Here is a 26957-nt window from a genome sequence, read left to right on the forward strand (position 1 = left end):
CATGAGTATCTTTAGCCACTTCCAACAACGCTTCGAGTCCACACGCCAGGAAGAACTCTCGCTGCAAGAGTATCTAGAGCTGTGCAAAACGGATCGCAGCGCTTACGCCTCCGCAGCCGAACGCCTGCTGCTGGCAATCGGCGAGCCTGAGTTGCTGGATACCTCTGCCAACTCGCGCCTGTCGCGTATCTTTTCCAACAAGGTGATCCGCCGTTATCCGGCCTTTGAAGACTTCCATGGCATGGAGGAATGCATCGATCAGATCGTTTCCTACTTCCGCCATGCCGCTCAGGGCCTGGAAGAGAAGAAACAGATCCTCTATCTACTTGGCCCAGTGGGTGGCGGTAAGTCATCCTTGGCCGAAAAGCTGAAACAGCTGATCGAGAAAGTACCCTTTTACGCCATCAAGGGCTCACCGGTTTTCGAGTCACCTCTCGGGTTATTCAACGCCACGGAAGATGGCCAGATCCTCGAAGAAGACTTCGGTATTCCGCGGCGCTACCTGAGTACCATCATGTCGCCGTGGGCCACCAAACGCCTGGCCGAGTTTGGCGGCGACATCAGCCAGTTCCGGGTGGTCAAGCTTTACCCTTCGATCCTCAATCAGATCGCGGTCGCCAAGACCGAGCCTGGGGACGAAAACAACCAGGACATTTCTGCTCTGGTGGGCAAGGTCGATATCCGCAAACTGGAAGAATTCCCGCAGAACGACGCAGACGCCTACAGCTACTCAGGCGCCCTGTGCCGGTCCAACCAGGGCCTGATGGAATTCGTCGAAATGTTCAAGGCACCGATCAAGGTGCTGCACCCATTGCTGACAGCGACCCAGGAAGGTAACTACAACAGTACCGAAGGTCTGGGGGCCATTCCGTTCACCGGGATCTTGCTGGCCCACTCAAACGAATCGGAATGGCACACCTTCCGTAACAACAAGAACAACGAAGCCTTCATCGACCGGATCTACATTGTCAAAGTACCGTACTGCCTGCGGGTCAGCGACGAAGTGAAGATCTACGACAAACTGCTGTTCAACAGTTCGCTGGCCAAGGCCCATTGCGCGCCAGACACCCTGAAGATGCTTGCACAGTTCACCGTACTCTCGCGCCTGAAAGAGCCGGAGAACTCGAATATCTACTCGAAAATGCGCGTGTACGACGGCGAGAATCTCAAGGACACCGATCCGAAAGCCAAATCGATTCAGGAATACCGCGACAACGCCGGTGTCGATGAGGGCATGAATGGTCTGTCGACCCGGTTTGCGTTCAAGATCCTGTCGAAAGTCTTCAACTTCGACCCTCACGAGATCGCCGCCAACCCGGTGCATCTGCTTTATGTACTGGAACAGCAGATCGAACAGGAACAGTTCCAGGCAGAAACCCGTGAACGCTACCTGCGCTTCCTGAAAGAGTACCTGGCACCGCGCTATATCGAGTTTATCGGCAAAGAGATCCAGACCGCCTACCTCGAGTCCTACAGCGAGTACGGTCAGAACATCTTCGACCGCTACGTGCTCTACGCAGACTTCTGGATTCAGGATCAGGAATACCGCGATCCGGAAACCGGCGAGATCCTCAATCGCGTGGCACTGAACGAAGAACTGGAGAAAATCGAAAAACCGGCCGGTATCAGCAACCCGAAAGATTTCCGCAACGAAATCGTCAACTTCGTGTTGCGCGCCCGGGCCAACAACAATGGCAAAAACCCGACCTGGCTCAGCTACGAGAAACTGCGGGTGGTCATCGAGAAGAAAATGTTCTCGAACACCGAGGATCTGCTGCCGGTTATCAGCTTCAACGCCAAGGCCAGCAAAGAGGATCAGCAAAAGCACAACGACTTCGTTACACGCATGGTCGAGCGCGGCTACACCGACAAACAGGTACGACTGCTCTCCGAGTGGTACCTGCGGGTCAGAAAATCACAGTAACCCGCTACCGGTCGCACCGGTTGTCGTTAGCCCGGAGCCTGTGTCAGGATTATCTGGTACACAGGTTCCAGGAAGGTGTCAGAAGTCGGTAGCGAGGTCCTGGCAGTACAAACGGCTCAGGAGGCCCAATGATCGCCTCCGGGCAGTTGGTTTGTCACAGACCCGCTCACCGCTTGCAGGGCAGCTTCTAAGGAGCAGTCATGAGCTATGTGATCGACCGACGTCTCAATGGCAAGAACAAAAGCACGGTGAACCGTCAGCGGTTTCTGCGGCGCTACCGTGACCACATCAAGAAAGCTGTTGAAGAAGCCGTCAGCCGTCGCTCCATCACCGATATGGAGCACGGCGAACAAATCAGCATTCCCGGCCGCGATATCGACGAGCCGGTGCTTCATCATGGTCGCGGCGGCAAGCAGACCGTGGTTCACCCTGGAAACAAGGAGTTCACCAGCGGCGAGCATATTCCCCGTCCACCCGGCGGAGGTGGCGGCCGTGGTCCAGGCAAGGCCGGTAACTCCGGCGAAGGCATGGACGAATTCGTCTTCCAGATCACTCAGGAAGAGTTTCTCGAATTCATGTTCGAAGACCTCGAACTGCCCAACCTGGTCAAACGCAATCTGACCGGAACCGACACCTTTAAAACCGTTCGAGCAGGGATCAGCAACGAGGGCAACCCGTCGCGGATCAATATCATCCGCACATTGCGTTCGGCCCATGCCCGGCGGATTGCGCTGTCCGGCAGCAGCCGGGCAAAACTGCGTGAAGCCAGAGACGAACTGGCACGCCTCAAACGGGAAGAACCGGATAACTTCGGCGATATTCAGGAAACAGAAGCAGAAATCGAGCGATTGATTGCGCGCATTCATCGCGTGCCGTTTCTCGATACCTTCGACCTCAAGTACAACCTGCTGATCAAACAGCCCAATCCCAGTTCCAAGGCGGTGATGTTCTGCCTGATGGACGTTTCCGGCTCCATGACTCAGGCGACCAAGGACATCGCCAAGCGCTTCTTCATTCTGCTGTACCTGTTCCTCAAGCGTAACTACGACAAGATCGATGTGGTGTTCATCCGACACCACACCAGTGCCCGGGAAGTCGACGAGGAGGAATTTTTCTATTCCCGCGAAACCGGCGGCACCATCGTTTCCAGCGCCTTGAAGTTGATGCAGGAAATCATGGCCGAACGCTATCCGAGCAACGAATGGAATATCTACGCGGCCCAAGCGTCCGACGGCGACAACTGGAACGATGATTCACCTATCTGCCGCGACATCCTGATCAACCAGATCATGCCATTTGTGCAGTACTACACTTATGTGGAGATTACCCCCCGCGAGCACCAAGCCCTGTGGTTCGAGTACGAACGGATCGCCGAAGCCTTTTCCGACACTTTCGCTCAGCAACAATTGGTCTCGGCCGGAGATATCTATCCGGTCTTCCGTGAACTCTTCCAGCGCAGGTTAGTGACATGACCGCCAGAGAGCAGAAACGCCTACCCATATCCACCGGCTCGGAATGGACGTTCGAGCTGATCCAGGCTTACGACCGCGAAATAAGCAGGCTCGCGGACCGGTATGCGCTGGATACCTATCCCAACCAGATCGAAGTGATCACCGCCGAACAGATGATGGATGCCTACGCCTCCGTGGGCATGCCATTGGGCTACCACCATTGGTCCTATGGCAAACACTTCCTCAGTACCGAGAAGTCCTACACTCGTGGCCAGATGGGGTTGGCCTACGAAATCGTGATCAACTCGGACCCGTGCATTGCCTACCTGATGGAGGAAAACACCATCTGCATGCAGGCGCTCGTCGTAGCCCATGCCTGCTATGGCCACAACAGCTTCTTCAAAGGCAATTACCTGTTCCGCACCTGGACCGACGCCAGCTCGATCATCGACTATCTGGTGTTCGCCAAGCAGTACATCATGCAATGCGAAGAACGCCATGGGATTGATGCGGTAGAAGACCTGCTGGATTCCTGTCACGCACTGATGAACTACGGCGTAGACCGCTACAAACGCCCCTATCCGATCTCCGCAGAGGAAGAACGGCGGCGTCAGAAAGACCGTGAAGAGCACCTGCAAAAGCAGATCAATGACCTCTGGCGGACTATCCCCAAAGGCGCGGACAAGTTCAGCGACAAGGACAATGCGCGGTTCCCCGCCGAACCCCAGGAAAACATCCTTTATTTCATCGAAAAACACGCACCACTGCTGGAGCCCTGGCAGCGTGAAGTCGTGCGGATCGTGCGCAAGATTGCGCAGTACTTCTACCCGCAACGGCAAACCCAGGTCATGAACGAAGGCTGGGCAACCTTCTGGCACTACACCTTGATGAACGACCTGTATGACGAAGGTCTGGTGACCGATGGCTTCATGATTGAGTTCCTGACTTCCCATACCAGCGTGGTCTTCCAGCCCGGTTTCGACAGCCCCTATTACAACGGCATCAACCCCTACACCCTGGGCTTTGCCATGTACCGCGATATCCGGCGGATGTGCGAAACGCCCACTGAAGAGGACTACCGCTGGTTCCCGGAAATCGCTGGCACCGACTGGTTGTCCAGCATCAAGTTCGCCATGAGCAGCTTCAAGGACGAAAGCTTCATCCTGCAGTACCTGTCACCCAAGGTGATCCGCGACCTGAAGCTGTTCAGCATCCTCGATGACGATCAGAAGGAGGATCTGCTGGTTCCTGCTATCCACGACGAAGACGGTTATCGGATCATCCGCGAAACCCTGGCAGCGCAATACAACCTGGGCAATCGTGAACCCAACATACAGATCTACAGCATCGACCGGCGCGGAGACCGTTCGCTGACCCTGCGGCACCAACAGCACGACCGCAAACCCCTGGGAGATTCCACCGATGAAGTGCTCAAGCACCTGCACCGGCTGTGGGGTTTCGATATTCACCTGGAAACCCTGCAAGGCGACCAGGTAGTGAAAACCCATCACGTCCCCCCACGAGGTGAGCATAGCGAGGGAGATTACGGCCGCCTGGACCTGGCCGTCATCCACCTTTGATTCCAGCCAAACCTCCGAAAGTTCGACGCAAGGTTTATCCTGTCGAGCTAACGGAGGTTTTTTATGCAGATTTATAAAGTCGGCGGCGCGGTGCGCGATCGCTTGCTGGGCAAGCCTGTTACCGATATCGACTGGGTCGTGGTCGGTGCCAGCACAGAAGAAATGCTCGCCAAGGGCTTTCGCCCGGTAGGTGCCGACTTCCCGGTATTCCTGCACCCGCAGAGTGGCGAGGAATACGCACTCGCCCGGACCGAACGCAAGAGTGGTCGTGGCTATGGCGGCTTCACTTTCCACGCGAGCCCCGACGTCACCCTTGAAGAAGACTTGATTCGCCGCGACCTGACGATCAATGCCATGGCCGAGGACAATCAGGGCCGACTGACCGATCCCTATCACGGCCAGCGCGATCTTGATGACCGCATACTCCGCCACGTTTCCCCCGCATTCGCCGAAGATCCTCTCCGGGTCTTGCGAGTCGCTCGTTTTGCCGCACGCTACGCCAGCCTCGGTTTCAGCATCGCTCCCGAGACCCTCGAATTGATGCGCGAACTCAGCCAATCAGGTGAACTCGAGGCGCTGACGGCCGAGCGCAGCTGGAAAGAAATCTCCCGCGCCCTGATGGAAGATCAGCCCCAGGTGTTCATCCAGGTGCTGCGTGATTGCGGCGCACTCAAGGTCTTGCTTCCCGAAGTTGATGCGCTGTTCGGCGTGCCACAACCCGAAGTCCATCATCCGGAAATCGACAGTGGCACACATACCCTGAGCGTCCTCGAACAAACCGCCAGGCATGCCCAACCGCTGACAGTACGCTGGGCTTGCCTGCTCCATGACTTAGGCAAGGGACTCACGCCAGAGACTCAGTGGCCGCAACATATTGCCCACGAACAAAAGGGATTGCGCCTGATCAAGGCGGTGAACGAACGCTTCAAAGCGCCCAGGGACTGTTCGGAACTGGCCTTGCTGGTTGGCCAATATCACACTCATGGACATCGAGCCCTTGAGCTCAAGCCTTCGACTTTACTGGAGCTGCTGCAAAGCTTCGATGTCTATAGACGGCCGCAGCGCTTTGAAGAGTTTGTCGTCGCCTGCGAAATGGACGCCCGAGGCCGCAAAGGCTTCGAACAACGCAGTTATCCACAGGCGGAGTATTTGCGCGGTGCAGCAACCGCAGCGCGGAGCGTGGCCGTAAAGCCACTGCTGGAGCAAGGTTTCAAAGGACCGGAACTGGGTGAAGCACTCAAGGCTGAACGCTTGAAAGCGCTCAAGGCTTACAAGGAACAGCAGTAAGCCAGATCAAAAGATCGCAGCCTGGTACACCCGGCCCCTGTAGGAGCTGCCGCCGGCTGCGATCTTGGCTATTCGAAATACAACGAAGAATTATCGGCTCAGAGCAAGTTCGAGGAAGTCAGCTGCATCCCACGCCACTCAAACGCCACAGGCGCCAAAACCTGGTCAATCTGCGCCTCACTCCACAAAACCGCAAAGCTTTTGCCCACACCCGGGTGCACCCTGTCAGGCGCCATCAATGACAACGGCCACAACACAAAAGCATTTTTCAGGATTTCGGTGCGAGGAAGGATCAATCCGTCGAAATTACCCACCAGATCGCCATAGAGCAGCACGTCGATATCCAGCGGTAAGCCCTTGCGATCCGGTGCATAACGACCGTTATCCGCCTCGATGAATTTCAATCGGCGATCCAGCTCCATCAGCGGCAGATCGGAGTAGGCCGACACCACGAGGTTGAAGAACGGACCACTCTTGATGCCCACTGGCTGGCTTTCAAACACCGCCGAACAACGCATATCCACCAGGAAACCGGCCAGAGCATCCAGCCCCGCCTGCAAATGGGCGTTGCGCTCGATATTGCTACCGAGCCCTAGAAACACCTGAGTTAGCGACATCCGCGCTCGATCTCCACGCCCACACCTGTGGCGGCGGCCACTGCACCAGGCTTGGTCAGCTTGAGGTGCAGCCAGGGAATATGAAATTCGTTCATCAGCACCTCAGCCAGACGCTCGGCGAAGGTTTCCACCAGCTGGAACTGTGCCTGCTCGGCAAACGCCTGAATGCGCGAGGATACGCTGGCATAGTCCAGCGCCAGCGTCAGGTCGTCACCGGCGGCGGCCGGGCGATTATCCCAGGCGAAGCTCAGATCAAGACGCAGACACTGTCGGATGCCCCGCTCCCAGTCGTAGGCACCGATCACTGTGTCGACTTCCAGGCCCTCGATAAACACTCTGTCCAAGCACTTTTCTCCGCAGCACGACAAGGGCGCAATGCGCCGTTAGAATCAGGGCGTCCTCGCCCGGAATAGTTAGCATGTTTTGGTTACTGGCGATCCTCGCCTACCTGCTCGGCTCTCTGTCCTTTGCCATTTTGCTCAGCCGCCTGACCGGCAGCCCCGATCCGCGAATGAGTGGCTCGGGCAATGCCGGCGCCACCAACATGCTGCGCGTAGCGGGCAAAAAACTCGCCACCCTGACGTTGCTCGGCGACCTCTGCAAAGGCCTGCTGCCGGTACTGATCGCCAGCCTGGCAGGGTTGTCACTGCAGCAACAGGCCTGGGTCGGCTTATGCGCCGTCATCGGCCACCTGTTCCCGCTGTACTTTCGCTTCCGCGGCGGCAAAGGTGTGGCCACCGCTGCCGGGATGCTGCTGGGGCTGTACCCGCCGGCTGCTCTCCTGGCCCTTTGCGCCTGGCTACTGACCTTCTACCTCACCCGCACCAGCTCGCTGGCCGCCTTGATCGCCACACCGCTGACCCTGCCACTGCTGGCCTGGCAAGAGCCTGCTGCCTTGCTGCCGATGAGCGCACTGACGGCACTGATCGTCTGGCGCCATCGCGGCAATCTACGCGACCTGTTTGCCGGGCGCGAACGGCATTTTTAAATTCTGATGATGAACGCGGCTCAGGTTCCTCGGCCGCGCCCATCAAAACCACCGCCTACAGCGGCGACAACTGCTCCATCGGCCAGCGCGCCTGCACACTGATTGCCAGGCTTTCTTGCTGCCCGGCCTGTAAACGCTGGCACCCGGCAAAAGCGATCATCGCGCCGTTATCCGTGCAGAACTCCGGGCGTGCGTAGTAAACGTCGCCTTTCATGTCGCCAAGCATTTTCTCCAGCGAAACCCGTAGCGCCTTGTTGGCACTTACGCCGCCAGCGATGACCAGGCGCTTGAGACCCGCCTGTTTCAGCGCCCGCTTGCACTTGATGGTCAAAGTCTCCACCACCGCCTGCTGGAAGGCCAGCGAGATGTCGCAACGGGTTTGCTCACCGTCGTCCCCAGCGCTGACGCATTGCTGCCAGGTGTTCAAGGCAAAGGTTTTCAAGCCACTGAAACTGAAATCCACACCTGGGCGATCGCACATCGGACGCGGGAAGACAAAACGTCCCGCCAAGCCCTGCTCCGCCAATCGAGCGATTTCCGGTCCACCCGGATAATTCAGGCCCATCATCTTCGCGGTCTTGTCAAAAGCCTCGCCGGCGGCATCATCGAGCGTCTCGCCCAACAGCTGGTATTGGCCGATTCCGTCGACCCGAACCAGCTGGGTATGCCCACCAGACACCAACAAAGCGACGAACGGAAACTCCGGAGGTTTTTCCTCCAGCATCGGCGCCAGCAAATGGCCTTCCATGTGGTGCACCCCCAGAGCTGGAATGCCCCAGGCAAACGCCAGCGCCTGAGCACAGGAGGCGCCCACCAGCAGCGCCCCGACAAGCCCGGGACCCGCCGTGTAGGCGATCGCATCGATCTCGGTCGCCACGCAATCGGCCTCTGCCAGAACCTGGCGAATGAGGGGCAGCATGCGCTTGACGTGATCGCGCGAAGCCAGCTCCGGCACCACGCCACCATAGGCTCGATGCAGGTCGATCTGGCTGAATAGCGCGTCGGCCAGCAGGCCGCGTTCACTGTCGTATAGTGCGACGCCGGTTTCGTCGCAGGAGGTTTCTAATCCCAGTACTAGCATGGGTTTGCGCCTTGTAGAGGCTAAATTCGAAGGCGCGCATAATAGTCGCCACTTACAGCGCCTACCAGCGGTTTTCGATCAGAGGCTTTGCATTCCGAGCGATGAGGGGTTAACATCCGCAACCCTTAAAAACCGACGTCTTCAAGTGCATTTATGCCGCGAGGATGTTGATCCCCGGTAATGAATGAAGGTAGCTCTGGATGCCAGCCGTCAAAGTTAAAGAGAACGAACCCTTCGACGTAGCACTGCGTCGTTTCAAGCGCTCCTGCGAAAAAGCCGGTGTTCTGGCTGAAGTTCGTAGCCGCGAATTTTACGAGAAGCCGACTTCTGAGCGTAAGCGTAAAGCAGCAGCCGCTGTTAAGCGCCATGCCAAGAAAGTTCAGCGCGAACAGCGCCGCGCCGTTCGTCTGTACTAATACGCAGACGTTCGTAGCAAGCTTCTGCCAAGCCCGGCCCTCAGCCGGGCTATTGGCATTTGCGGATATCGCTTGATGCTTCACCGTCAAAGCCGCCGATGCGACCGAGACAACCTGCTTCACACGTCAGACCTGGCTCTTTTGCCAGCGGTGCACGTCTTTTCTGACGAGCCTTTCAAGGCTACTGACGAGCACACCTTACTGATTCCTCAACAGACGATCAGCCCAAGGCACGATCTCCCGTGCCCGCTTGTGAGCTATCCGAGGCCTGTCACTGGCCGTTGCCGGACTCAGAGCAACACTTTCAAATAGTCGAATACTGATTGGAACTAACGTCAGTGGATTTTCGACAGATACACTTCCCGACAGCGATCACGCAGACGACATCCGGTCGAGACGCAGACTGTTGCGCCTCAAAACAACGACCAGACTTCGGCGCCCTTCGCCCCGGATCAATTTCCGCGCAGTGATGACGAGAACGCCATGGCCGGGCTAATTCCCCAGAGCTTTATTGACGACCTTCTGAACCGCACCGACATCGTCGATGTGGTCAGCTCGCGCCTGCAAATGAAAAAGGCCGGCAAGAATTACACTGCCTGCTGCCCGTTCCACAAAGAGAAAACCCCCTCGTTCAGCGTCAGCCCGGACAAACAGTTTTACTACTGCTTCGGCTGCGGCGCTGGCGGGAATGCTCTCGGCTTCATCATGGACCACGACAATCTGGATTTCCCCCAGGCTGTCGAAGAACTGGCCAAAGCCGCCGGCATGGAAATTCCCCGAGAGGAAAGCGGCCGACCGCACAAACCCCGGCAACCGACCGACTCGCCGCTCTACCCCCTGCTCACTGCTGCCGCCGATTTCTATCGCCAGGCACTAAAAAGCCATCCGGCGCGCAAGGCTGCCGTCGATTATCTCAAGGGCCGCGGCCTGACCGGCGAGATCGCCCGGGATTTCGGCCTCGGATTCGCCCCGCCAGGCTGGGACAATCTGTTCAAGCACCTGAGCAGTGACACCCTGCAGCAGAAAGCCATGATTGATGCCGGTCTGCTGGTCGAGAATGCCGAAACCGGCAAGCGCTACGACCGGTTCCGCGATCGCGTGATGTTCCCTATCCGCGACAGTCGCGGGCGGATCATCGCCTTCGGCGGCCGGGTACTGGGCGACGACAAGCCGAAGTACCTGAACTCCCCGGAAACCCCGGTGTTCCACAAGGGCCAGGAACTCTACGGGCTGTTTGAAGCTCGCAAGAATAATCGCAACCTCGACGAAATCATCGTCGTCGAAGGCTACATGGACGTCATCGCCCTCGCCCAACAAGGCCTGCGCAATGCCGTCGCCACACTCGGCACCGCCACCAGCGAAGAACACCTCAAACGACTGTTTCGGGTGGTCCCCAACGTATTGTTCTGCTTTGACGGCGACCAGGCCGGGCGCAATGCCGCATGGCGCGCACTGGAAGCGACCTTGCCAAGCCTGCAGGACGGTCGGCGCGCGCGCTTTCTGTTCCTGCCCGAAGGCGAAGACCCGGACACCCTGGTCCGCTCCGAAGGTACAGACGCGTTCCGCGCGCGGATCAACCAGCATGCACAACCGCTGGCCGATTACTTTTTTCAGCAGCTGACCGAAGAGTCCGACCCCCGCTCGCTCGAAGGCAAGGCCCATATGGCCACCCTTGCAGCGCCGTTGATCGACAAGGTTCCAGGGGCCAACCTGCGCACCCTGATGCGCCAGCGACTCACGGAAATCACCGGCCTCAACAGCGAGGCGGTCAGCCAACTGGTGCACAGCGCGCCACAAGAGGCTCCGCCCGCCTACGACCCAGGCATCGATTACGACGCCATGCCGGATTACGCCGATTACCACCAACCTCAAGAGGCCTACGCGCCTCAACAGGAGTGGACGCCGAAAAAACCGGGCAGCGGCGGCAAGAAATGGGAAAATAAACCCTGGGATAAAAAGGGCAAGCGTCAGGGTGATCGCGATCAGCCTCGTGCCCCACGCATTCCCGCAGCTGTAGAGCCACCAACGCTGGCGGCCCTGCGCACATTGCTGCATCACCCGCAACTGGCGGAAAAAGTCGAGGATGCCGGGCACTTTGCTGCCGAGGATCACACCAATACACAACTGTTGGTGGCGCTACTCGAAGCCGTGCAAAAGAATCCCAAGCTAAACTCAATTCAGTTGATTGCTCGCTGGCACGGCACCGAACAAGGGCGCCTGCTCAAAGCGCTGGCAGAAAAGGAATGGCTGATTGAGGGCGATAACCTTGAACAACAGTTTTTCGACACTATAACTAGCTTGTCAGCTCGCCAACGCGAGCGGAGTTTGGAACAACTGCTCAGGAAAGCACGTCAAAGTGAATTGAGTACCGAGGAGAAAAATCAGCTGCGCGACCTCTTGAGTCGCAATGTTTCCGCATCAAACCCGACCTCAACTGGCGCGTGAGGTCATAGCTCAGGTATAATCCTCGGCTTGTTTTTTGCCCGCCAAGACCTTCAGTGGATAGGGTGTTATGTCCGGAAAAGCGCAACAGCAGTCTCGTATCAAAGAGTTGATCGTTCTTGGTCGTGAGCAGGGCTACCTGACTTACGCGGAGGTCAACGACCACCTGCCGGAGGATATTTCAGATCCGGAACAGGTGGAAGACATCATCCGCATGATTAATGACATGGGGATCAACGTATTCGAGGTTGCGCCAGATAAGGATTCCCTTATGCTGGCCGACGCCGACACCGACGAGGCCGCTGCGGAAGAAGCAGCGGCTGCGTTGGCAGCGGTCGAGACCGACATTGGTCGCACCACTGACCCAGTGCGCATGTATATGCGTGAAATGGGCACGGTAGAACTCCTCACACGTGAAGGCGAAATTGAAATCGCCAAGCGTATTGAAGAGGGCATTCGTGAAGTGATGGGCGCAATTGCGCACTTCCCTGGCACGGTTGACCACATTCTCTCCGAGTACACTCGCGTCACCACCGAAGGTGGCCGCCTGTCCGACGTCCTGAGCGGTTATATCGACCCGGACGATGGCATTGCGCCGCCTGCTGCCGAAGTACCGCCGCCCGTCGATACGAAAACCGCGAAAGCGGATGACGATTCCGACGACGACGAAGCCGAAGCCAGCTCTGACGACGAGGAAGAAGTCGAAAGCGGTCCGGATCCGGTCATCGCCGCACAGCGTTTCGGCGCCGTGGCTGACCAGATGGAAGTCACTCGCAAGGCACTGAAAAAGCACGGTCGTGGCAACAAGCTGGCAATCGCCGAGCTGGTGGCCCTGGCTGAACTGTTCATGCCGATCAAACTGGTACCGAAGCAATTCGAAGGCCTGGTTGAGCGTGTGCGTAGTGCTTTGGATCGCCTGCGTCAGCAAGAGCGCGCGATCATGCAGCTCTGCGTTCGTGACGCACGTATGCCGCGTACCGACTTCCTGCGCCAGTTCCCGGGCAATGAAGTCGACGAAAGCTGGTCCGATGCACTGGCCAAAGGCAAAAGCAAATACGCTGAAGCCATTGGTCGCCTGCAACCGGATATCCTTCGTTGCCAGCAAAAGCTGACTGCATTGCAGACCGAAACCGGTCTGACGATTGCCGAGATCAAGGACATCAACCGTCGCATGTCGATCGGTGAGGCCAAGGCCCGCCGCGCGAAGAAAGAGATGGTTGAAGCGAACTTGCGTCTGGTGATCTCCATCGCCAAGAAGTACACCAACCGTGGTCTGCAGTTCCTCGACTTGATCCAGGAAGGCAACATCGGTTTGATGAAAGCGGTGGACAAGTTCGAATACCGTCGCGGCTACAAGTTCTCGACTTATGCCACCTGGTGGATCCGTCAGGCGATCACTCGCTCGATCGCCGACCAGGCCCGCACCATCCGTATTCCGGTGCACATGATCGAGACGATCAACAAGCTCAACCGTATTTCCCGGCAGATGTTGCAGGAAATGGGTCGCGAACCGACTCCGGAAGAGCTTGGCGAACGCATGGAAATGCCTGAAGACAAGATCCGCAAGGTATTGAAGATCGCCAAAGAGCCGATCTCCATGGAAACCCCGATCGGTGATGACGAAGACTCCCACCTGGGTGACTTCATCGAAGACTCGACCATGCAGTCGCCAATCGATGTCGCCACTGTTGAGAGCCTTAAAGAAGCGACTCGCGAAGTTCTCTCCGGCCTCACTGCCCGTGAAGCCAAGGTCCTGCGCATGCGCTTCGGCATCGACATGAATACCGACCACACCCTCGAGGAAGTCGGTAAACAGTTCGACGTTACCCGCGAACGGATTCGTCAGATCGAAGCCAAGGCGTTGCGCAAGCTGCGCCACCCGACGAGAAGCGAGCATTTGCGCTCCTTCCTCGACGAGTGATCACAAAACCCCCAGCCCTGCTGGGGGTTTTGCTTTGTGCAGATAAAATCCTCCAGGCATCCCTCCCGCCGAATTGCCCGTCTACACTCGATCCTACTCCCCGAGCCATAACGAGACCGTTATGCCCAGAATGCCGGCTGTGTTTCTGCTGTGGCTGATGACCTGGACTGCAACGGCTGGCGCGCTGACTCTTACCGACGAAGAACGTAGCTGGCTTGCGGCCCACCCGGACTTGCGTCTGGGGGTCGATGCATCATGGCCACCTTTTGAATATCGCGACGAAGAAGGCCGTTATCAGGGCCTGGCGGCGGATTACATTCGCCTGATCCAGGAACGCCTGAGCATCAAGGTTACTCCCGTGGAGCCGGTCAGCTGGAGCCAGGTGCTGGAACAGGCCAGACAAGGCAAGCTGGACCTGCTGCCAGGGATCATGTCGACTCCCGAACGCCAGACTTATCTGGCCTTCACACGGCCCTACCTCGACTTCCCGATTGTGATCCTGGCCCACGAAGGCGGACCACAACCGCACAACCTCCGCGATCTGTATGGCCTGAAGATTGCCGTCGTGGAAAACTATGCGCCCCATGAACTGTTACGCACCCACCACCCAGACCTGAATCTGGTCGCCCTGCCGAATGTCAGCTCGGCACTCCAGGCCCTGGCCACCGATCAGGTCGATGCTGTAGTAGGTGATCTCGCCTCCAGCATCTGGAGCTTGCGCCAGCTTAAACTCGACGGTCTCTATGTCAGCGGTGAAACACCTTATCGCTACCAATTGGCGATGGGAGTACCACAACAAAACAAAATGCTGGTCGGTATTCTCGATAAAGTGCTGGCCGACCTGAGCCCCGAGGAAATAAGCCGCATCCAGGAACACTGGGTGGGCAATGTCCTCGACCACCGTAACTTCTGGTCCGGTCTTTTGTTGTATGGCCTGCCCGGAGTGCTGCTGCTGTTTACCGTGCTGGCAGTGGTTATTCGCATCAATCGTCGGCTCAGCTCGGAGATCTCGCGCCGGGTCGCGCTTGAGCAGGAGTTGCGCAGCAGCGAATACCACTACCGCGGTCTGGTAGAAAGCCTTTCGGCGATAGCCTGGGAGGCCCGCATAAGCGACTACACCTACAGCTATGTGTCACCCCACGCCGAAGAACTGCTCGGCTATCCCTTGCCTAACTGGCTGATCCCGGGCTTTTGGCTCAACATCATTCATCCCGCCGACCTGACCCGCGCCCAGACCTTTTGCGACCGTGAGATACTGGCCGGCCGCGATCACAGCGTCGATTACCGCGTGATCACCGCCGACGGCCGCTGCCTGTGGGTTCGCGATATCGTCAGCCTGATAGAGCACGGCCATGAGCCAGTTCTGCGCGGCCTGATGATCGACATCAGCGAAACCAAGCGAACCGAAGAAGCCTTGCGCCTGTCCGAGCAGAAATTCGCTTCGGTGTTCCAGCAGTGCCCGGACATCCTGGTTATCGCGCGGCTGTCCGACGGCTGCCTGCTGGAGGTCAATGAGGCCTTTGAGGAACAGATCGGCCTGAGCGCCGAACAGGTCATCGGCCAGACCGCCACAGATCTGAACATCTGGGGCGTACCCGACGTCGGCCCCGGCCTTTTGCAGCGCTTGCAGGCCGGCAGCATCCGCAACCTGGAAATGCCGTTCCGGCGCAACAACGGGCAATTGTTCACCGGGCTGATCTCCGCCGAGCCCTTCGACCTCGACACCACTCCCGCGCTGGTAGTGGTGGTGCGCGACATCAGCCAACTCAAGGAGACCCAGCAACAACTGCAAACCTCCGAAGAGAAATTCGCCAAAGCCTTCCATGCCTCACCCGATGGCTTGCTGCTGACCCGACAGAGCGATGGCTTGCTGATTGAGATCAACGAGGGTTTCAGCCGGATTACCGGCTTCAACAGTGCGATGTCCCTGGACCGTTCCACCCTGGACCTGGGTATCTGGGTCAACCTCAACGAACGCAAACAGATGCTCGACCTGCTGCAACGTGACGGTTTTGTCCGCGACTTCAGTTGCCATATCCGCCGTAGCGACGGGCAGATTCGCTTGTGCGAGCTCTCCAGCCGTCCGCTGCCCATCGCCGGCGAGGATTGCATCCTGACCATCGCTCGCGACATCACCGAGCGCCATCTGATGCAGGAAAAACTGCAACAGGCCGCCACGGTGTTCGAGAGCACCGCCGAAGGGGTGTTGATTACCGACACTCAACAGCACATCAGCGCAGTCAATCGAGCCTTCACCGAGATCACTGGTTACAGCGAAACCGAAGCGCTCGGCCATACCCCCAGGTTGCTTGCCTCAGGCTTGCACGACAGCGCCTTCTACGCCGCCATGTGGCACCAACTGACCGCCGAAGGCCATTGGCAGGGCGAGATTTCCAACCGGCGCAAAAATGGTGAGCTGTACCCCAGCTGGTTGACCATCAGTGCCGTGCGCAACCGGGACAAATTCATTACCCACTTCGTTGCGGTATTCGCTGACATCTCCAGCTTGAAGCACGCCCAGGCGCGCCTCGACTACCAGGCCCACCATGACCCACTGACCGGTTTGCCCAACCGCACCCTGTTCGAGAGCCGGCTGCTGACAGCGCTCAACAGCCAGCAAGAAAACGGCGGCCAGGGCGCCGTGCTGTTCCTCGATCTCGACCGTTTCAAACATATCAACGACAGCCTTGGCCATCCGGTCGGCGACCTGCTGCTCAGGGGTATTGCCGTACGCCTGAAAGAGCAACTGCGTGACATCGACACCGTGGCCCGCCTGGGCGGTGATGAGTTCATCATCCTGTTGCCGGGCCTGCAGCAAGCCAGCGACGCCGAGCACATCGCCAACAAGCTGCTCAACTGCTTTGGAGCCCCCTTCCAGGCCGGCGAGCACGAGTTCTTTATCAGTGCCAGCATTGGCACCAGTCTCTACCCACAGGACGGCTGCGACGTCGCCACGCTGATCAAGAATGCCGACGCGGCCATGTACCGTTCCAAATCCAAGGGCCGCAATCGGGTCGAAAGCTATACCCGCGACCTTACCGCCCAGGCCAGCGAACGCATCGCGCTGGAACATGAGTTGCGCCGGGCTATCGAACGCAACGAGCTATTGCTCTACTTCCAACCGAAAATCAGCCTCAAGGATCAATCCCTGGTCGGTGCCGAAGCCCTGCTGCGCTGGCGTCACCCGACTTTCGGCAACGTACCGCCCGAACACTTCATCCCACTGGCCGAAGAAAACGGCATGATCCTGCAAATTGGCGACTGGGTGCTGGAGCAAGCCTGCCAGCAACTGTACGAGTGGAACCGGATGTATGAGAGTTTTGGCCCCCTCTCGGTCAACCTGGCCGGGGCCCAATTGCGCCAACCGAACCTGCTCAACCGGATCGAGCAGCTACTCAACGACAACGGTCTCATGCCCGGCTTCCTGCAACTGGAAATCACCGAAAATTTCATCATGAGCCAGGCTGAAGAAGCACTGGACGTCCTGCATCAACTCAAACGCCTCGGTGTGCAGCTGGCCATCGACGACTTCGGCACCGGTTACTCGTCGCTGAGCTACCTCAAACGCCTGCCCCTGGACTTCCTGAAAATCGACCAGTCCTTCGTCCGCGGCCTGCCCGATGACCCCCACGATGCAGCCATCGTCCGCGCCATCATCGCCCTGGGCCGCAGCATGCAATTCACCGTAATCGCCGAAGGCGTCGAAACCCAGGCCCAGCAGCAATTCCTCGCGCTTGAGGGCTGTGAAGAGATCCAGGGCTACATCGTCAGCCTCCCCCTCCCCGCCGATGAATTCGCTGCAACCTTTCTTCGTATCAATCTTTCGGATTTTTCGGATAGCACAGCCGAGAAACCATCGTTATAATCCGCGGCCTACTGAGGGCCTATAGCTCAGTTGGTTAGAGCAGGGGACTCATAATCCCTTGGTCGTAGGTTCGAGTCCTACTGGGCCCACCAAACAAATCAAGGGGTTGCATTCGTACCCCCTTATTCTCTGAATTGACTGTCAATCACCGGTCAATCACCACAGCTGAAATCGTGACCGGCCGAGCTTGGCATTTCGTAGTCATCAGCAACAGCTTTTGCTTTGTGCCTCCCTTCGCCGATACAAAATCCCTCAGAACAGCAAGCAGTAGCTCGCGATCTCAAATTGACGGCCACCCTTTGAAATAGCGCACGATTAAACCGTCGAACGAGCTCGCGCGCGTACTGCTTAAGAAACTCTGAATGGTAATCGTGGATCGCTAGAAAAATCAGAACGACTGAAGCCTCGGACGATCAGGCCACTTCGTTGTAAGCGTACGGGGGACACACCTTTGGCCGTAGACGATCAAGATCAGAGCCGAAGTTTTGAATAAATACCGTCCACGGTGCACTCGTCGCCCTCAATCTCCAAAGTGCCGGAGCCGCCGCTGTATAAGTCTAGAACTGCATCCTCGTTCATTGCCATGCTGAAACAGCCGCTGGTATGTACGAACAGGTTCTGGCCGGAGACCTCATACCAGTCATCACCCTCCTGGGTTACCTCGACCTGATACTTTCCGGGAGCCTGCTGGGACATTTGCGAAATTGCACTCCACTTGACCACCTGTTTGCATTCGACCTGAACAGTCATTTGCATTCTCTGACCACCGATTGCATCGGATTTGACCAGCACGCTTTGTAACCATGGTCGGCAGAGAACGGCCCAGGCTGTGTAAAAACGCATGCTCCGTTTTGAAGTCTGCGTTGCTACGTAAAATCTTCCAGCGTTTGGTTAATCAGCAGACCAGAAATTTGCGTAGGAGCGCTATTTTCGTTCCGATTCCGACTGTCAAACCTGTTCTAAAACGTTTTTACACAGCCTCGGCCAAAAGTGGACGGTGGACACGGTGATGGCAAATGGGTAGGGTCATTGGCGCTGCTTTCGACTCTAGAGGGTAGCAGGGCTTGCCGTCATCCATGTCGCGTTTCTCCCTGAGCAATGTCGCGTATGCCGCGACCACCTCTAAGTTAGACAAGGACTTACAGGACGACAAGGAACGTTATACGACACGCCATCGCGACAAGAAACGCGACATGGCATGTCGCCTAAGGAGGCACCATGGATTTCGTAGTCATTGACGTTGAAACCGCCAATCCAGACCTTGCAAGCATCTGCCAAGTTGGCATCGCCGTTTTCTCAAACGGACAATTCTCAGAGTCATGGAGCACGCTCGTTAATCCAAATGACTACTTTGATTCTCACAACGTTTCAGTTCACGGCATAAATGAGGAAATGGTTGCATCGGCACCGCATTGGATAGAAGTACATGATCGCCTGAGAGCCAATTTCTCTAATCAAATATTGGCTAGCCATACGCCATTCGACAGAACTGCAATTCGCAGGGCCTGTGAAAAGTCTTCAACAACCTCACTTGATTGCCAGTGGCTTGATACGGCGCGAGTTGTTAGGCGCACTTGGCCTATTTTTTCGCAATCTGGTTATGGGCTTGCAAATGTTGCCGCTCACTTCGGCATAAGCCTCAAGCATCACGATGCAGAAGAGGATGCGCGTGCTGCGGGTGAAATATTACTTAGAGCAATTCAGGAAACTGGTTCAAGTGCTGCCGATTGGTGCTCTTTGGCATTGCGACCAACTGCTTCATTATCATCCTCCGAGGTTCGCACCGCCAATCCAGACGGCCCACTATTCGGTAATGTGGTTGTGTTCACCGGAGCACTTTCAATACCGCGCCAAGAAGCTGCCAATGTTGCATCGTTAGCAGGCTGCGATGTCGCAACTGGCGTCACGAAACATACCACTCTGCTTGTTGTCGGCGACCAAGACATTCGCATGCTGGCTGGCGCAGAAAAGAGCGCTAAGCATAGGAAGGCCGAAGAACTTATGGCTAAAGGCCAGAAAATTCGCATACTCGGAGAAAGCGACTTTGGCCACCTCATTGGTGTGTAGTCGTCATGACCCATATGGCGCATAACAAGTCATTCAAGGATCGACGTTTTGGAATGCGGCAATACGTGCCCTTAATTCCAAAGATAGGATCAAGAGGATTGCATGGACAAACTCATATCACTGGTTTCAAGCCTGGAAGCAGCAATTCGCTACCTTCTGAGTGGCGCTGTGATTGCGACCATATTGGTGATGAGCCTGAATGATCCTCGGACCATCTTTCAATGGGCTCTGTCCAATCAAGTTCCCACTGCATTGTGTGTGGCCCTTATCGGATTTACAGCTTTCTCAATCTACCGACTCGTTCTGTGGGTTGTTTTCGATTTTATAGCTTGGAAATTCAACGCGTCGGCGCCGGCAGAGTTTTTTGTGGAAGGTGTTAGCTATGCCAAGCCATACGCTAAGTTTCTTCGCTGGAGGCACTCAGAAGACCTGCCTCAGTCGCTTAGCGGCTATCTAACCTACCGCTGGTCTGTCGCACATTTCGCGCTCGTTTCACTTAGCGTTGCTGCGTTCGGCTTCTGGCAGATTTCTTTTCTTTACCGGGTGGAAAGGGAGCAGTGTCGTGATCGCAAACCAGTTGCGGCGGCGCAAGAGCCTAACTAGCGGTTCAAGCCACTCGGGACACCCCTTAAACTGAACGTTATGAATGCCTGCAAAGGGTCGATTACAGCCCTTCGCGACAGACAACAATCGGCCATGAGGAGACATTTGCTGCTTGGCTTGATCAGAGAAATGAAAGACCGCAACACGCCAATGAGCTGACCTTCGCAGAAGCACTTGCGATGTCGGCTCATCGGCCACAGCACCTCACCCGATAACACTGGTTATTTCAATCAGACGACACCGCAGCACCCCACATCCTGTGGCGAACTGGCAAAAACTGATCTTCACTGATTAAACGCGCCACATATCCATGGGGACTGCACCATGCCTAAAACAATGAAAGCCGCTGTCGTTCATGAGTTTGGCAAACCGCTGCAAATCCAGGAAGTGAAGGTACCTACCCCCGGTTCGGGCCAGGTCCTGGTCAAGATTGCCGCCTGCGGCGTATGCCATACCGACCTGCATGCCGCCGAAGGCGATTGGCCAGTCAAACCCAAGCCGCCCTTCATTCCAGGCCACGAGGGAGTGGGACAGGTCGTCGGCGTGGGGGCCGGAGTCAAGCACGTCAAGGAAGGTGACCGGGTAGGCGTCCCCTGGTTGCATTCCGCCTGCGGCCATTGTGAGCACTGCCTGGGCGGCTGGGAAACTCTCTGCCAATCCCAACAGAACACCGGCTACTCGGTGAATGGTGGCTTTGCCGAATATGCCCTGGCGGACGCCAACTTCGTCGGTCACTTGCCGGACAACATCGAATTCATCGAGATCGCCCCCATATTGTGTGCCGGCGTGACCGTCTATAAAGGCTTGAAGATGACCGACACCCGCCCCGGACAGTGGGTAGCAATCTCCGGCATCGGCGGCCTCGGCCATATGGCAGTGCAGTACGCCAAGGCCATGGGCCTGAACGTTGCCGCCGTGGATGTGGACAATCAGAAACTGGAATTCGCCCGGCACCTTGGCGCCACGCTCACCGTCAATGCCCTCGACCAGGACCCGGCAGCCTACTTGAAGAGTGAAATTGGCGGAACCCATGGCGCGCTGGTCACCGCCGTCTCGCCAAAGGCTTTCGCACAAGCTCTGGGCATGACTCGCCGCGGCGGAACCATCGTCCTCAACGGCCTACCGCCGGGCGAGTTCTCCCTGTCGATCTTCGATATGGTGCTCAACGGCACCACAGTGCGCGGCTCCATCGTCGGCACCCGGCTAGACCTGCAGGAAGCGCTGAGTTTCGCTGCCGAAGGCAAGGTCAAGGCGACGGTCCACAGCGAACCCCTGGAAAACATCAACGACATCTTCACCCGTATGCACAAAGGCCAGATCGAAGGCCGCATCGTGCTCGATCTCACAGTCTGATGCGTCGGATGCTGCTCGCCCAGACAGAACCGTGCCGGCAACGTGCTTACTTTAAGCTCTTGGGGTAAGCGATCAGGTACTGGCGGCTCTGCGCGTCGGCCTGCCCAGGGAACATCATCAAGTTGCCCAGCAGCAGGGTGGTTGGGCTCGCTAGCCATTCGTCCAGTGAGCCGACATCGCAAGTGCTTCTGCGAAGGTCAGCTCATTGGCGTGTTGCGGACTTTCATTTCTCTGATCAAGCCAAGCAGCAAATGTCTCCTCATGGCCGTTTTCTGCCTATCGCGAATGACCGGTTTGGGTCGTTCTGTGCCGGTCATGTCTACGAATCGAGCTGGTGAAATCCGATGCAAATGACTGGTCAGCTCGAATGCAAATGCGTGGGCAGGCCTGAGCAATTACCCGCCCAGCCACAGCCAGCGGCGAGTTGATCTAGGCTTCCTGCACCATCACTCAAGGACGATACCCATGTCAGATAACCCAGAAGCCAAGATCGCTACGGCGGACGCTTTGACATTGCTCCTACACAACCAGCACGCCATATGTGCCGCTATAGAAGAGATCACCAAGTGGCTCTCAGAAAATGGAGTGGGAAGTGTTGCCGCTCACGCAACAGCGGCCATGGAAACGCTGGACACAAATGCTCAAGCCATAACAGATGCCATTATGCGGCTACGCCAGTCATAGGCATCATCTAACGTCCCTCCCTCTTGCATAAGCGAATCCCGATTTAGGGTGGAAAAATGGGATTCTGTGGAGAGTGGGAAATTGCATCCCGCTTGACCATCCATTTGAATTGCCACCGACCAGTCCGTTGCATCCGTGCTGACCAACCGTTTGCATTCGACTTGACCAACAGGCGCCGTAGTGAAGACCGGCAAAGAACGGCCGAGGCTGTGTGAAAACGTTTTTGAGCGGATTTTACAGTCAGGATCGGAACGAAAATCGCGTTCCTACGCAAATTTCAGGTCTGCTGATTAACCAAACGCTGGCAGATTTCACGTAGCAACGCAGACTTCAAAACGGTGCATGCGTTTTCACACAGCCTGGGCCAAGAGCTGCCGCACGCCTCGGCGGTCCGGGCGACCATAATGTAATCAAGAGGGGTCATGGTCACTCACACGATTTCGATGCACGTGTAGCGATCGGCCCAGATATGCTGGTGGAATCGCAGACTTGGGATAGCAGGATGAGCAACAAGACCGCTTGGGAGAAAGCAGCTGAGGCACAGGGCACGACCGAATCGGAGCGTGCCCTTGCGCGGCTCGCCCGCAAAGCGTTCCTGAGTCTGTGGAGCTATCCAAATGTTCACAGCGACGAAGGGAGATCAGGCGGCAAGGGTGATGGCAAGGAGTTGGTGGACCTGCTGGTGGTTTTTGGCAACGATGTGCTGCTGTTCTCCGACAAGCACTGCGCGTTTCAGTCGGACGTGGACATCAAGGTTGCTTGGCCGCGTTGGTACAAGCGAGCCATCGAAAAGTCAGCAAAGCAACTTGTAGGGGCCGAACATTTCCTGCGTCGTTTCCCAGGCCGCGTGTTTGTCGACAAGTCATGTCAGACCGAGTTACCCGTGGAACTCCCGAACCCAAGCTTAGCCCGCTACTTCCTGATTGCTGTCACGCGAGGCGGCCATGAGGCAGCAGCTCGATACTTCGGCGGTGGAAGCAGCGGCAGCTTGATGCTCAACAGCATGCTTGAGGGCAACGCCCACTACGAACACCCTTTCGAAGTCGGCTTCCCACTGAAAGGCCGCCGCTTCGTCCACGTCCTCGATGAGGTAACAGTCGACGCCCTCTTAGAGGAACTGGACACCGTCCCGGACCTTGTCGACTACCTAGTCTGCAAGGAGCGCTATTTCGGCGCGAACGGCGTCGTAATGCACGTTGCCGGTGAAGAGGAATTGCTTGCGCAGTACATGTGCACGATGGAGAACGGTCGGCACACCTTGCCTAAAGTGCCACCTGGCACTGGGGCCGTCACCCTCTTGGAGGGCGATTGGCAGTACTACCGCTCAAGCCCTCAACGAGCGGCCAAGCGCGTGGCCGATCAGGGCAGCTACATGTGGGATGCACTCATTGAGTACCAAGCATCCTTCGTTCGCGCAGGGACAGCGATTGGGCTCCCCGAGATCCCCCCGGAGAGCGTCGACCACGAGCGAATCCTGCGTGCCTTCGCATCAGAGCCCCGACTGGCAAGACGCGATCTCGCCAACCAATTCCGCTTCGCTCTCTCGAAGAGCGAGCCCGGCAAGAAGTTCGCCCGCATGATCCTGAGCGGCGACACCATGTCCCGTGGGTACGTATTCCTAACTGTTCCAAAGCCACCAAATGTTGACTACCAGGATTACCGGGAGATGCGCTCGGCTGTACTGCTTGCATACTGCCACGGCATCAAGCTGCGCTTTCCCAGCGCGACCGAAGCGATTGGTATTGCATCCGAGCCCTTTTCCGAGCAAGTAGCTTCGCAAGACTTTTTGTACGTCGACCTTGCTCACGAGCTGAGCCCAGAGGAGTCCGCTCATTGGAAGGGCGTAATGGAGGAGCTCGACGTCCTGCAGACACCGGGCAAGGATGTGCAGTACTTCGGCGGAAGAGATCACGAATTCCCGATGCCGTTCAACTTTGGTGGCCCCAAGTTCTACGAGTACGGTTCTGGCACCCCAATGAACCGAGCTGAGCGTCGCAAAATGGCGAAAGAAGCTCGGAAAAAAGCCAAGAAGGCGAACAAGAAAAAGCGCTAATCGCCGTGGTTCAAGCGATGGAAGTGCGAAAGCGAGCCGACTGCGGGGTTGGCTGTAAGCGTCCTTTAATACCTGACGTTCATGGGGTGCAGGCGATCGGCCGCTATGGGTCGCTTTACCGCAATATGCATTGACAAGGTTGAGCTACCGATACTGTTTGTAGAGGCGCTGACACCTCCTGGGCTTGAGGCAATGCTGAGGCAAAAGTGGTCTTGCTCGGGCCTTGGAAAGAGGCGTTCGATTTCAGCGTAGTTGCGTGTGGGCACCCATCGGATTAAGTTGAAAAAGGCCCTCGACGGAAGCTAGCCAAGGTCGCGAAACCGCCACCGAGGCTGCTCTCAAAAAGGAACTTCAATCAGTGCAATCGCCACGGCCATTGCGCGGATCGGAGATGAACATGAAAAAGCACGCTCAAACGGGCGGGCGCAATGCCCTACCCATGTCAGTACACAACGTTGGATTCCTTCTCGATCGCCTCGGGCAGGACTGTGCCCCATTGCAGTTTCTGAGGGAGCTTACTCAGAACTCGATTGATGCCATCGCTCGAACCGGAAGGCCCGGCCACATCACCTGGGACGTTGACTGGACCCTTTACGACCTCGGCGATGTCATGAAGCTGTCGATCATTGATTGCGGCGACGGAATGACGGGGGAGGAGATGCAAAAGTTCATCAATCAACTTTCCTCTTCTGGGTCCGAACAGTCATTTACCAGCAATTACGGCATCGGCGCGAAGATTGCCGCCGCAACTCGAAATCCCTACGGGGTAATCTACCAGTCCTGGAAGAAAGGAGATGGATTCCAGGTCACTCTCGAAAAAGACCCGGATACGGGCGAGTATGGGCTGTGCCAATGGAAACTGGATGACGGCAGTTATTCCCACTACTTCCCACTGGCGGACGAAGTTAAACCGGACGAAATATCTGAGTCAGGAACCAAAGTCATCTTGCTGGGCAAGTTCAAGGAAGAAAACACAATGGCTGCGCCCGCGGAGGCAGCAGCCCCATCCCGTTGGATTTCCAAGTATCTGAACACTCGTTACTTTGAATTCCCAAGCGACGTAACCGTGAGGGCGCGGGAGGGTTGGGATTTTCCGAGATCTGACGCGGATCGGAATATTCTGAGGACGATCACCGGGCAGCGGCCGTACCTAGAGGCACATGCTGAGGCGTCCGGAGTACATGAGCTCTCGGGCGCACGGATTCATTGGTGGATTCTCAGGGATGAGCCCGCCATATCAAACAACAGCGGGTTCATCGAATCCGGCGGGCACGTTGCTGCCCTGTATCAAAATGAGCTCTATGATCGCGAAACGGCACGTGCGGGTACTGCAAAGCTGCAAAACTTCGGCGTTCTCTTTGGTACTCGATTTGTAGTTCTCTATGTGGAACCTGTTGCTGCGCCCGAGGTAAATCTCACTACGAACACAGCTCGAACGTCGCTTCTGCTCAACGGCTTGCTGCTCCCGTGGGCCGATTGGGCTTACGAGTTCCGTCAGAACATGCCTAAGCAACTGGCAGAGTTCATTCGTGAAAAGGGTTCTTCATCTTCCGACCAAGATCACGTTAAATCAATCAAGGAACGGCTCAAGGGCATAATCGACCTGTACAAAGTTAGTCGGTACCGCCCGAATCCTCAGGGAATCTATCTCTCAGACGAAAGCTCACGCGCACCCACTGGCCCCTCTTCAGACTCAGGCCATAAAGGCAAAGGGGGCGGCGGCGCAGTTGGAACCGCTTCTGGCGGTGATTCTCTCGGACTTCGGGATGGTGAACTCGGAAACATCTACCATTTCTTCGAAAAGAAAGGTGGTGTACCTAGCGATAAGGCAGAAACCGACCCCTTTCCAGTCGTACAGTGGGTGTCACTCCGCGAGGGGACACGCGACGAATATGAGATGGAGGACCGGGCCGCTCGATACCTGCCGGAGCAGAACATCCTGCGCGTGAACGCCGACTTTCGGGTGTTCACAGACATGGTCCGCCGCCTCTGCAAGGAAAGGAAGGACGCGCCGGACGGGACCATTGAGGGGGTGGTTACGGATGTAGTCCACGCATGGTTCGAGCAAGCCTTGATTGAGACAGTCATTGGACTCCAACAGCTCAAGGGCAGTAAGGAGTGGGGGGCGGAGCAAATGGCCGTGGCGCTCTCCGAGGAAGCCTTGACGGCAACCGTCATGCAGCGCTACCACGTGCACAATCAATGTCGCCGCGATCTGGGGGCGAAACTTGGTAAAGCGCTTCAAACAGAGTAACGCGAACGTTTGCGGCTCGGCGCACAACAAGGCCCTCAAGTGCGACGTCCACGCCTTCGACGTGGGAGCGCCTGAGCTTGGGCGCTAGAGACCGCTTTTGGCCGGTTGTTGACGATCGTGAAGTGCGGTCATCGACCCATAGCTGCCGGTGGGAATCGGCAGACACCGGCCAACAGGCGTCGTTCGTGGATCAAAGGAGTTGGCTGCCGACAGCCCCTACACTGGGGCACTCGCATGGCTTGGGGTTCCAACTCAATCAGCAGGGCGTTGTCAGCAGCGGGGCGAGAGGCGACGACTTCGTAGCCTGACCAGAAAGCGGCAAGATCAATAGGATGCACGGCGACAGCAGGGGCAGGTGAAGGGTGTGTTTA

The 26957-nt window shown here is 56.9% G+C and carries 19 protein-coding genes and 1 tRNA gene; 16 read left to right on the forward strand and 4 right to left on the reverse strand.

Features of this window, described 5'->3' with window-relative positions:
- Position 1: 1 nt before the first annotated feature.
- From AC3IUA_RS28070 to AC3IUA_RS28085, 4 genes are all read left to right on the forward strand, one after another.
- Positions 2 to 1924, forward strand: coding sequence for a PrkA family serine protein kinase (locus tag AC3IUA_RS28070; RefSeq protein ID WP_489358024.1), 1923 nt, complete (start codon positions 2 to 4; stop codon positions 1922 to 1924).
- Positions 1925 to 2124: 200 nt separating this feature from the next.
- Positions 2125 to 3396 carry a YeaH/YhbH family protein gene (locus AC3IUA_RS28075; RefSeq protein ID WP_489358025.1) on the forward strand — a complete coding sequence of 424 codons (1272 nt, stop codon included), beginning with the start codon at positions 2125 to 2127 and terminating at the stop codon, positions 3394 to 3396.
- The gene (locus AC3IUA_RS28080; protein WP_489358026.1) at positions 3393 to 4955 is read left to right on the forward strand and encodes a SpoVR family protein; all 1563 of its coding nucleotides are present in this window, start codon (positions 3393 to 3395) and stop codon (positions 4953 to 4955) included. The genes AC3IUA_RS28075 and AC3IUA_RS28080 overlap by 4 nt, the downstream gene beginning before the upstream one ends.
- A 63-nt stretch (positions 4956 to 5018) precedes the next feature.
- Positions 5019 to 6242, forward strand: coding sequence for a multifunctional CCA addition/repair protein (locus AC3IUA_RS28085; protein WP_489358027.1), 1224 nt, complete (start codon positions 5019 to 5021; stop codon positions 6240 to 6242).
- Positions 6243 to 6340: 98 nt separating this feature from the next.
- Here AC3IUA_RS28085 and folK read toward each other — a convergent pair whose 3' ends face one another.
- Together folK and folB are read right to left on the reverse strand one after the other, a co-directional pair.
- Positions 6341 to 6859 (reverse strand): 2-amino-4-hydroxy-6-hydroxymethyldihydropteridine diphosphokinase, encoded by a 519-nt coding sequence (gene folK, locus AC3IUA_RS28090; protein WP_489358028.1) that lies wholly within the window; start codon positions 6857 to 6859, stop codon positions 6341 to 6343.
- Entirely contained in the window at positions 6850 to 7203 is a 354-nt protein-coding gene (gene folB, locus AC3IUA_RS28095; RefSeq protein WP_489358029.1) for a dihydroneopterin aldolase, read from the reverse strand. The genes folK and folB overlap by 10 nt, the downstream gene beginning before the upstream one ends.
- Before the next feature lie 74 nt (positions 7204 to 7277).
- Here folB and plsY point away from each other — a divergent pair, with 74 nt between their 5' ends.
- Positions 7278 to 7847 carry a glycerol-3-phosphate 1-O-acyltransferase PlsY gene (plsY, locus tag AC3IUA_RS28100; protein ID WP_489358030.1) on the forward strand — a complete coding sequence of 190 codons (570 nt, stop codon included), beginning with the start codon at positions 7278 to 7280 and terminating at the stop codon, positions 7845 to 7847.
- A 55-nt stretch (positions 7848 to 7902) separates the two neighbouring features.
- On the opposite strand, the gene tsaD is transcribed toward plsY, so the two are convergent.
- Positions 7903 to 8928, reverse strand: a complete 1026-nt coding sequence (gene tsaD, locus AC3IUA_RS28105; protein WP_489358031.1) for a tRNA (adenosine(37)-N6)-threonylcarbamoyltransferase complex transferase subunit TsaD — start codon at positions 8926 to 8928, stop codon at positions 7903 to 7905.
- Positions 8929 to 9128: 200 nt separating this feature from the next.
- Here tsaD and rpsU point away from each other — a divergent pair, with 200 nt between their 5' ends.
- The 5 genes from rpsU (at position 9129) to AC3IUA_RS28130 (ending at position 17664) form a co-directional block, all read left to right on the forward strand.
- Entirely contained in the window at positions 9129 to 9344 is a 216-nt protein-coding gene (rpsU, locus tag AC3IUA_RS28110) for a 30S ribosomal protein S21 (RefSeq protein ID WP_002551877.1), read from the forward strand.
- A gap of 483 nt (positions 9345 to 9827) precedes the next feature.
- Positions 9828 to 11789, forward strand: coding sequence for a DNA primase (gene dnaG, locus AC3IUA_RS28115; protein WP_489358032.1), 1962 nt, complete (start codon positions 9828 to 9830; stop codon positions 11787 to 11789).
- Between the two features lie 67 nt (positions 11790 to 11856).
- On the forward strand, positions 11857 to 13707 hold the full coding sequence (gene rpoD, locus AC3IUA_RS28120) for an RNA polymerase sigma factor RpoD (protein ID WP_489358033.1): 1851 nt from the start codon (positions 11857 to 11859) through the stop codon (positions 13705 to 13707).
- 121 nt (positions 13708 to 13828) lie between these two features.
- Positions 13829 to 17572: a bifunctional diguanylate cyclase/phosphodiesterase gene (locus AC3IUA_RS28125; RefSeq protein WP_489358034.1), complete on the forward strand. Its 3744-nt coding sequence runs from the start codon at positions 13829 to 13831 to the stop codon at positions 17570 to 17572.
- Between the two features lie 15 nt (positions 17573 to 17587).
- Positions 17588 to 17664, forward strand: a tRNA-Ile gene (locus AC3IUA_RS28130).
- Between the two features lie 379 nt (positions 17665 to 18043).
- Here AC3IUA_RS28130 and AC3IUA_RS28135 read toward each other — a convergent pair.
- Positions 18044 to 18364: a hypothetical protein gene (locus tag AC3IUA_RS28135; RefSeq protein WP_489358035.1), complete on the reverse strand. Its 321-nt coding sequence runs from the start codon at positions 18362 to 18364 to the stop codon at positions 18044 to 18046.
- A 426-nt stretch (positions 18365 to 18790) separates the two neighbouring features.
- On the opposite strand from AC3IUA_RS28135, the gene AC3IUA_RS28140 reads away from it, so the two are divergent.
- The 6 genes from AC3IUA_RS28140 (at position 18791) to AC3IUA_RS28165 (ending at position 26586) form a co-directional block, all read left to right on the forward strand.
- On the forward strand, positions 18791 to 19639 hold the full coding sequence (locus AC3IUA_RS28140; RefSeq protein WP_489358036.1) for an exonuclease domain-containing protein: 849 nt from the start codon (positions 18791 to 18793) through the stop codon (positions 19637 to 19639).
- A 102-nt stretch (positions 19640 to 19741) separates the two neighbouring features.
- Positions 19742 to 20242 (forward strand): hypothetical protein, encoded by a 501-nt coding sequence (locus AC3IUA_RS28145; RefSeq protein WP_489358037.1) that lies wholly within the window; start codon positions 19742 to 19744, stop codon positions 20240 to 20242.
- Between the two features lie 324 nt (positions 20243 to 20566).
- Positions 20567 to 21595, forward strand: a complete 1029-nt coding sequence (adhP, locus tag AC3IUA_RS28150) for an alcohol dehydrogenase AdhP (protein WP_489358038.1) — start codon at positions 20567 to 20569, stop codon at positions 21593 to 21595.
- Positions 21596 to 22060: 465 nt separating this feature from the next.
- Positions 22061 to 22279 (forward strand): hypothetical protein, encoded by a 219-nt coding sequence (locus AC3IUA_RS28155; protein ID WP_489358039.1) that lies wholly within the window; start codon positions 22061 to 22063, stop codon positions 22277 to 22279.
- A 502-nt stretch (positions 22280 to 22781) separates the two neighbouring features.
- The gene (locus AC3IUA_RS28160) at positions 22782 to 24332 is read left to right on the forward strand and encodes a hypothetical protein (protein WP_489358040.1); all 1551 of its coding nucleotides are present in this window, start codon (positions 22782 to 22784) and stop codon (positions 24330 to 24332) included.
- A 397-nt stretch (positions 24333 to 24729) separates the two neighbouring features.
- Complete coding sequence (locus AC3IUA_RS28165; protein WP_489358041.1) at positions 24730 to 26586, forward strand: hypothetical protein; 1857 nt, start codon at positions 24730 to 24732, stop codon at positions 26584 to 26586.
- Positions 26587 to 26957 lie beyond the last annotated feature (371 nt).

Source organism: Pseudomonas sp. KH_050 (genome assembly GCF_057838875.1).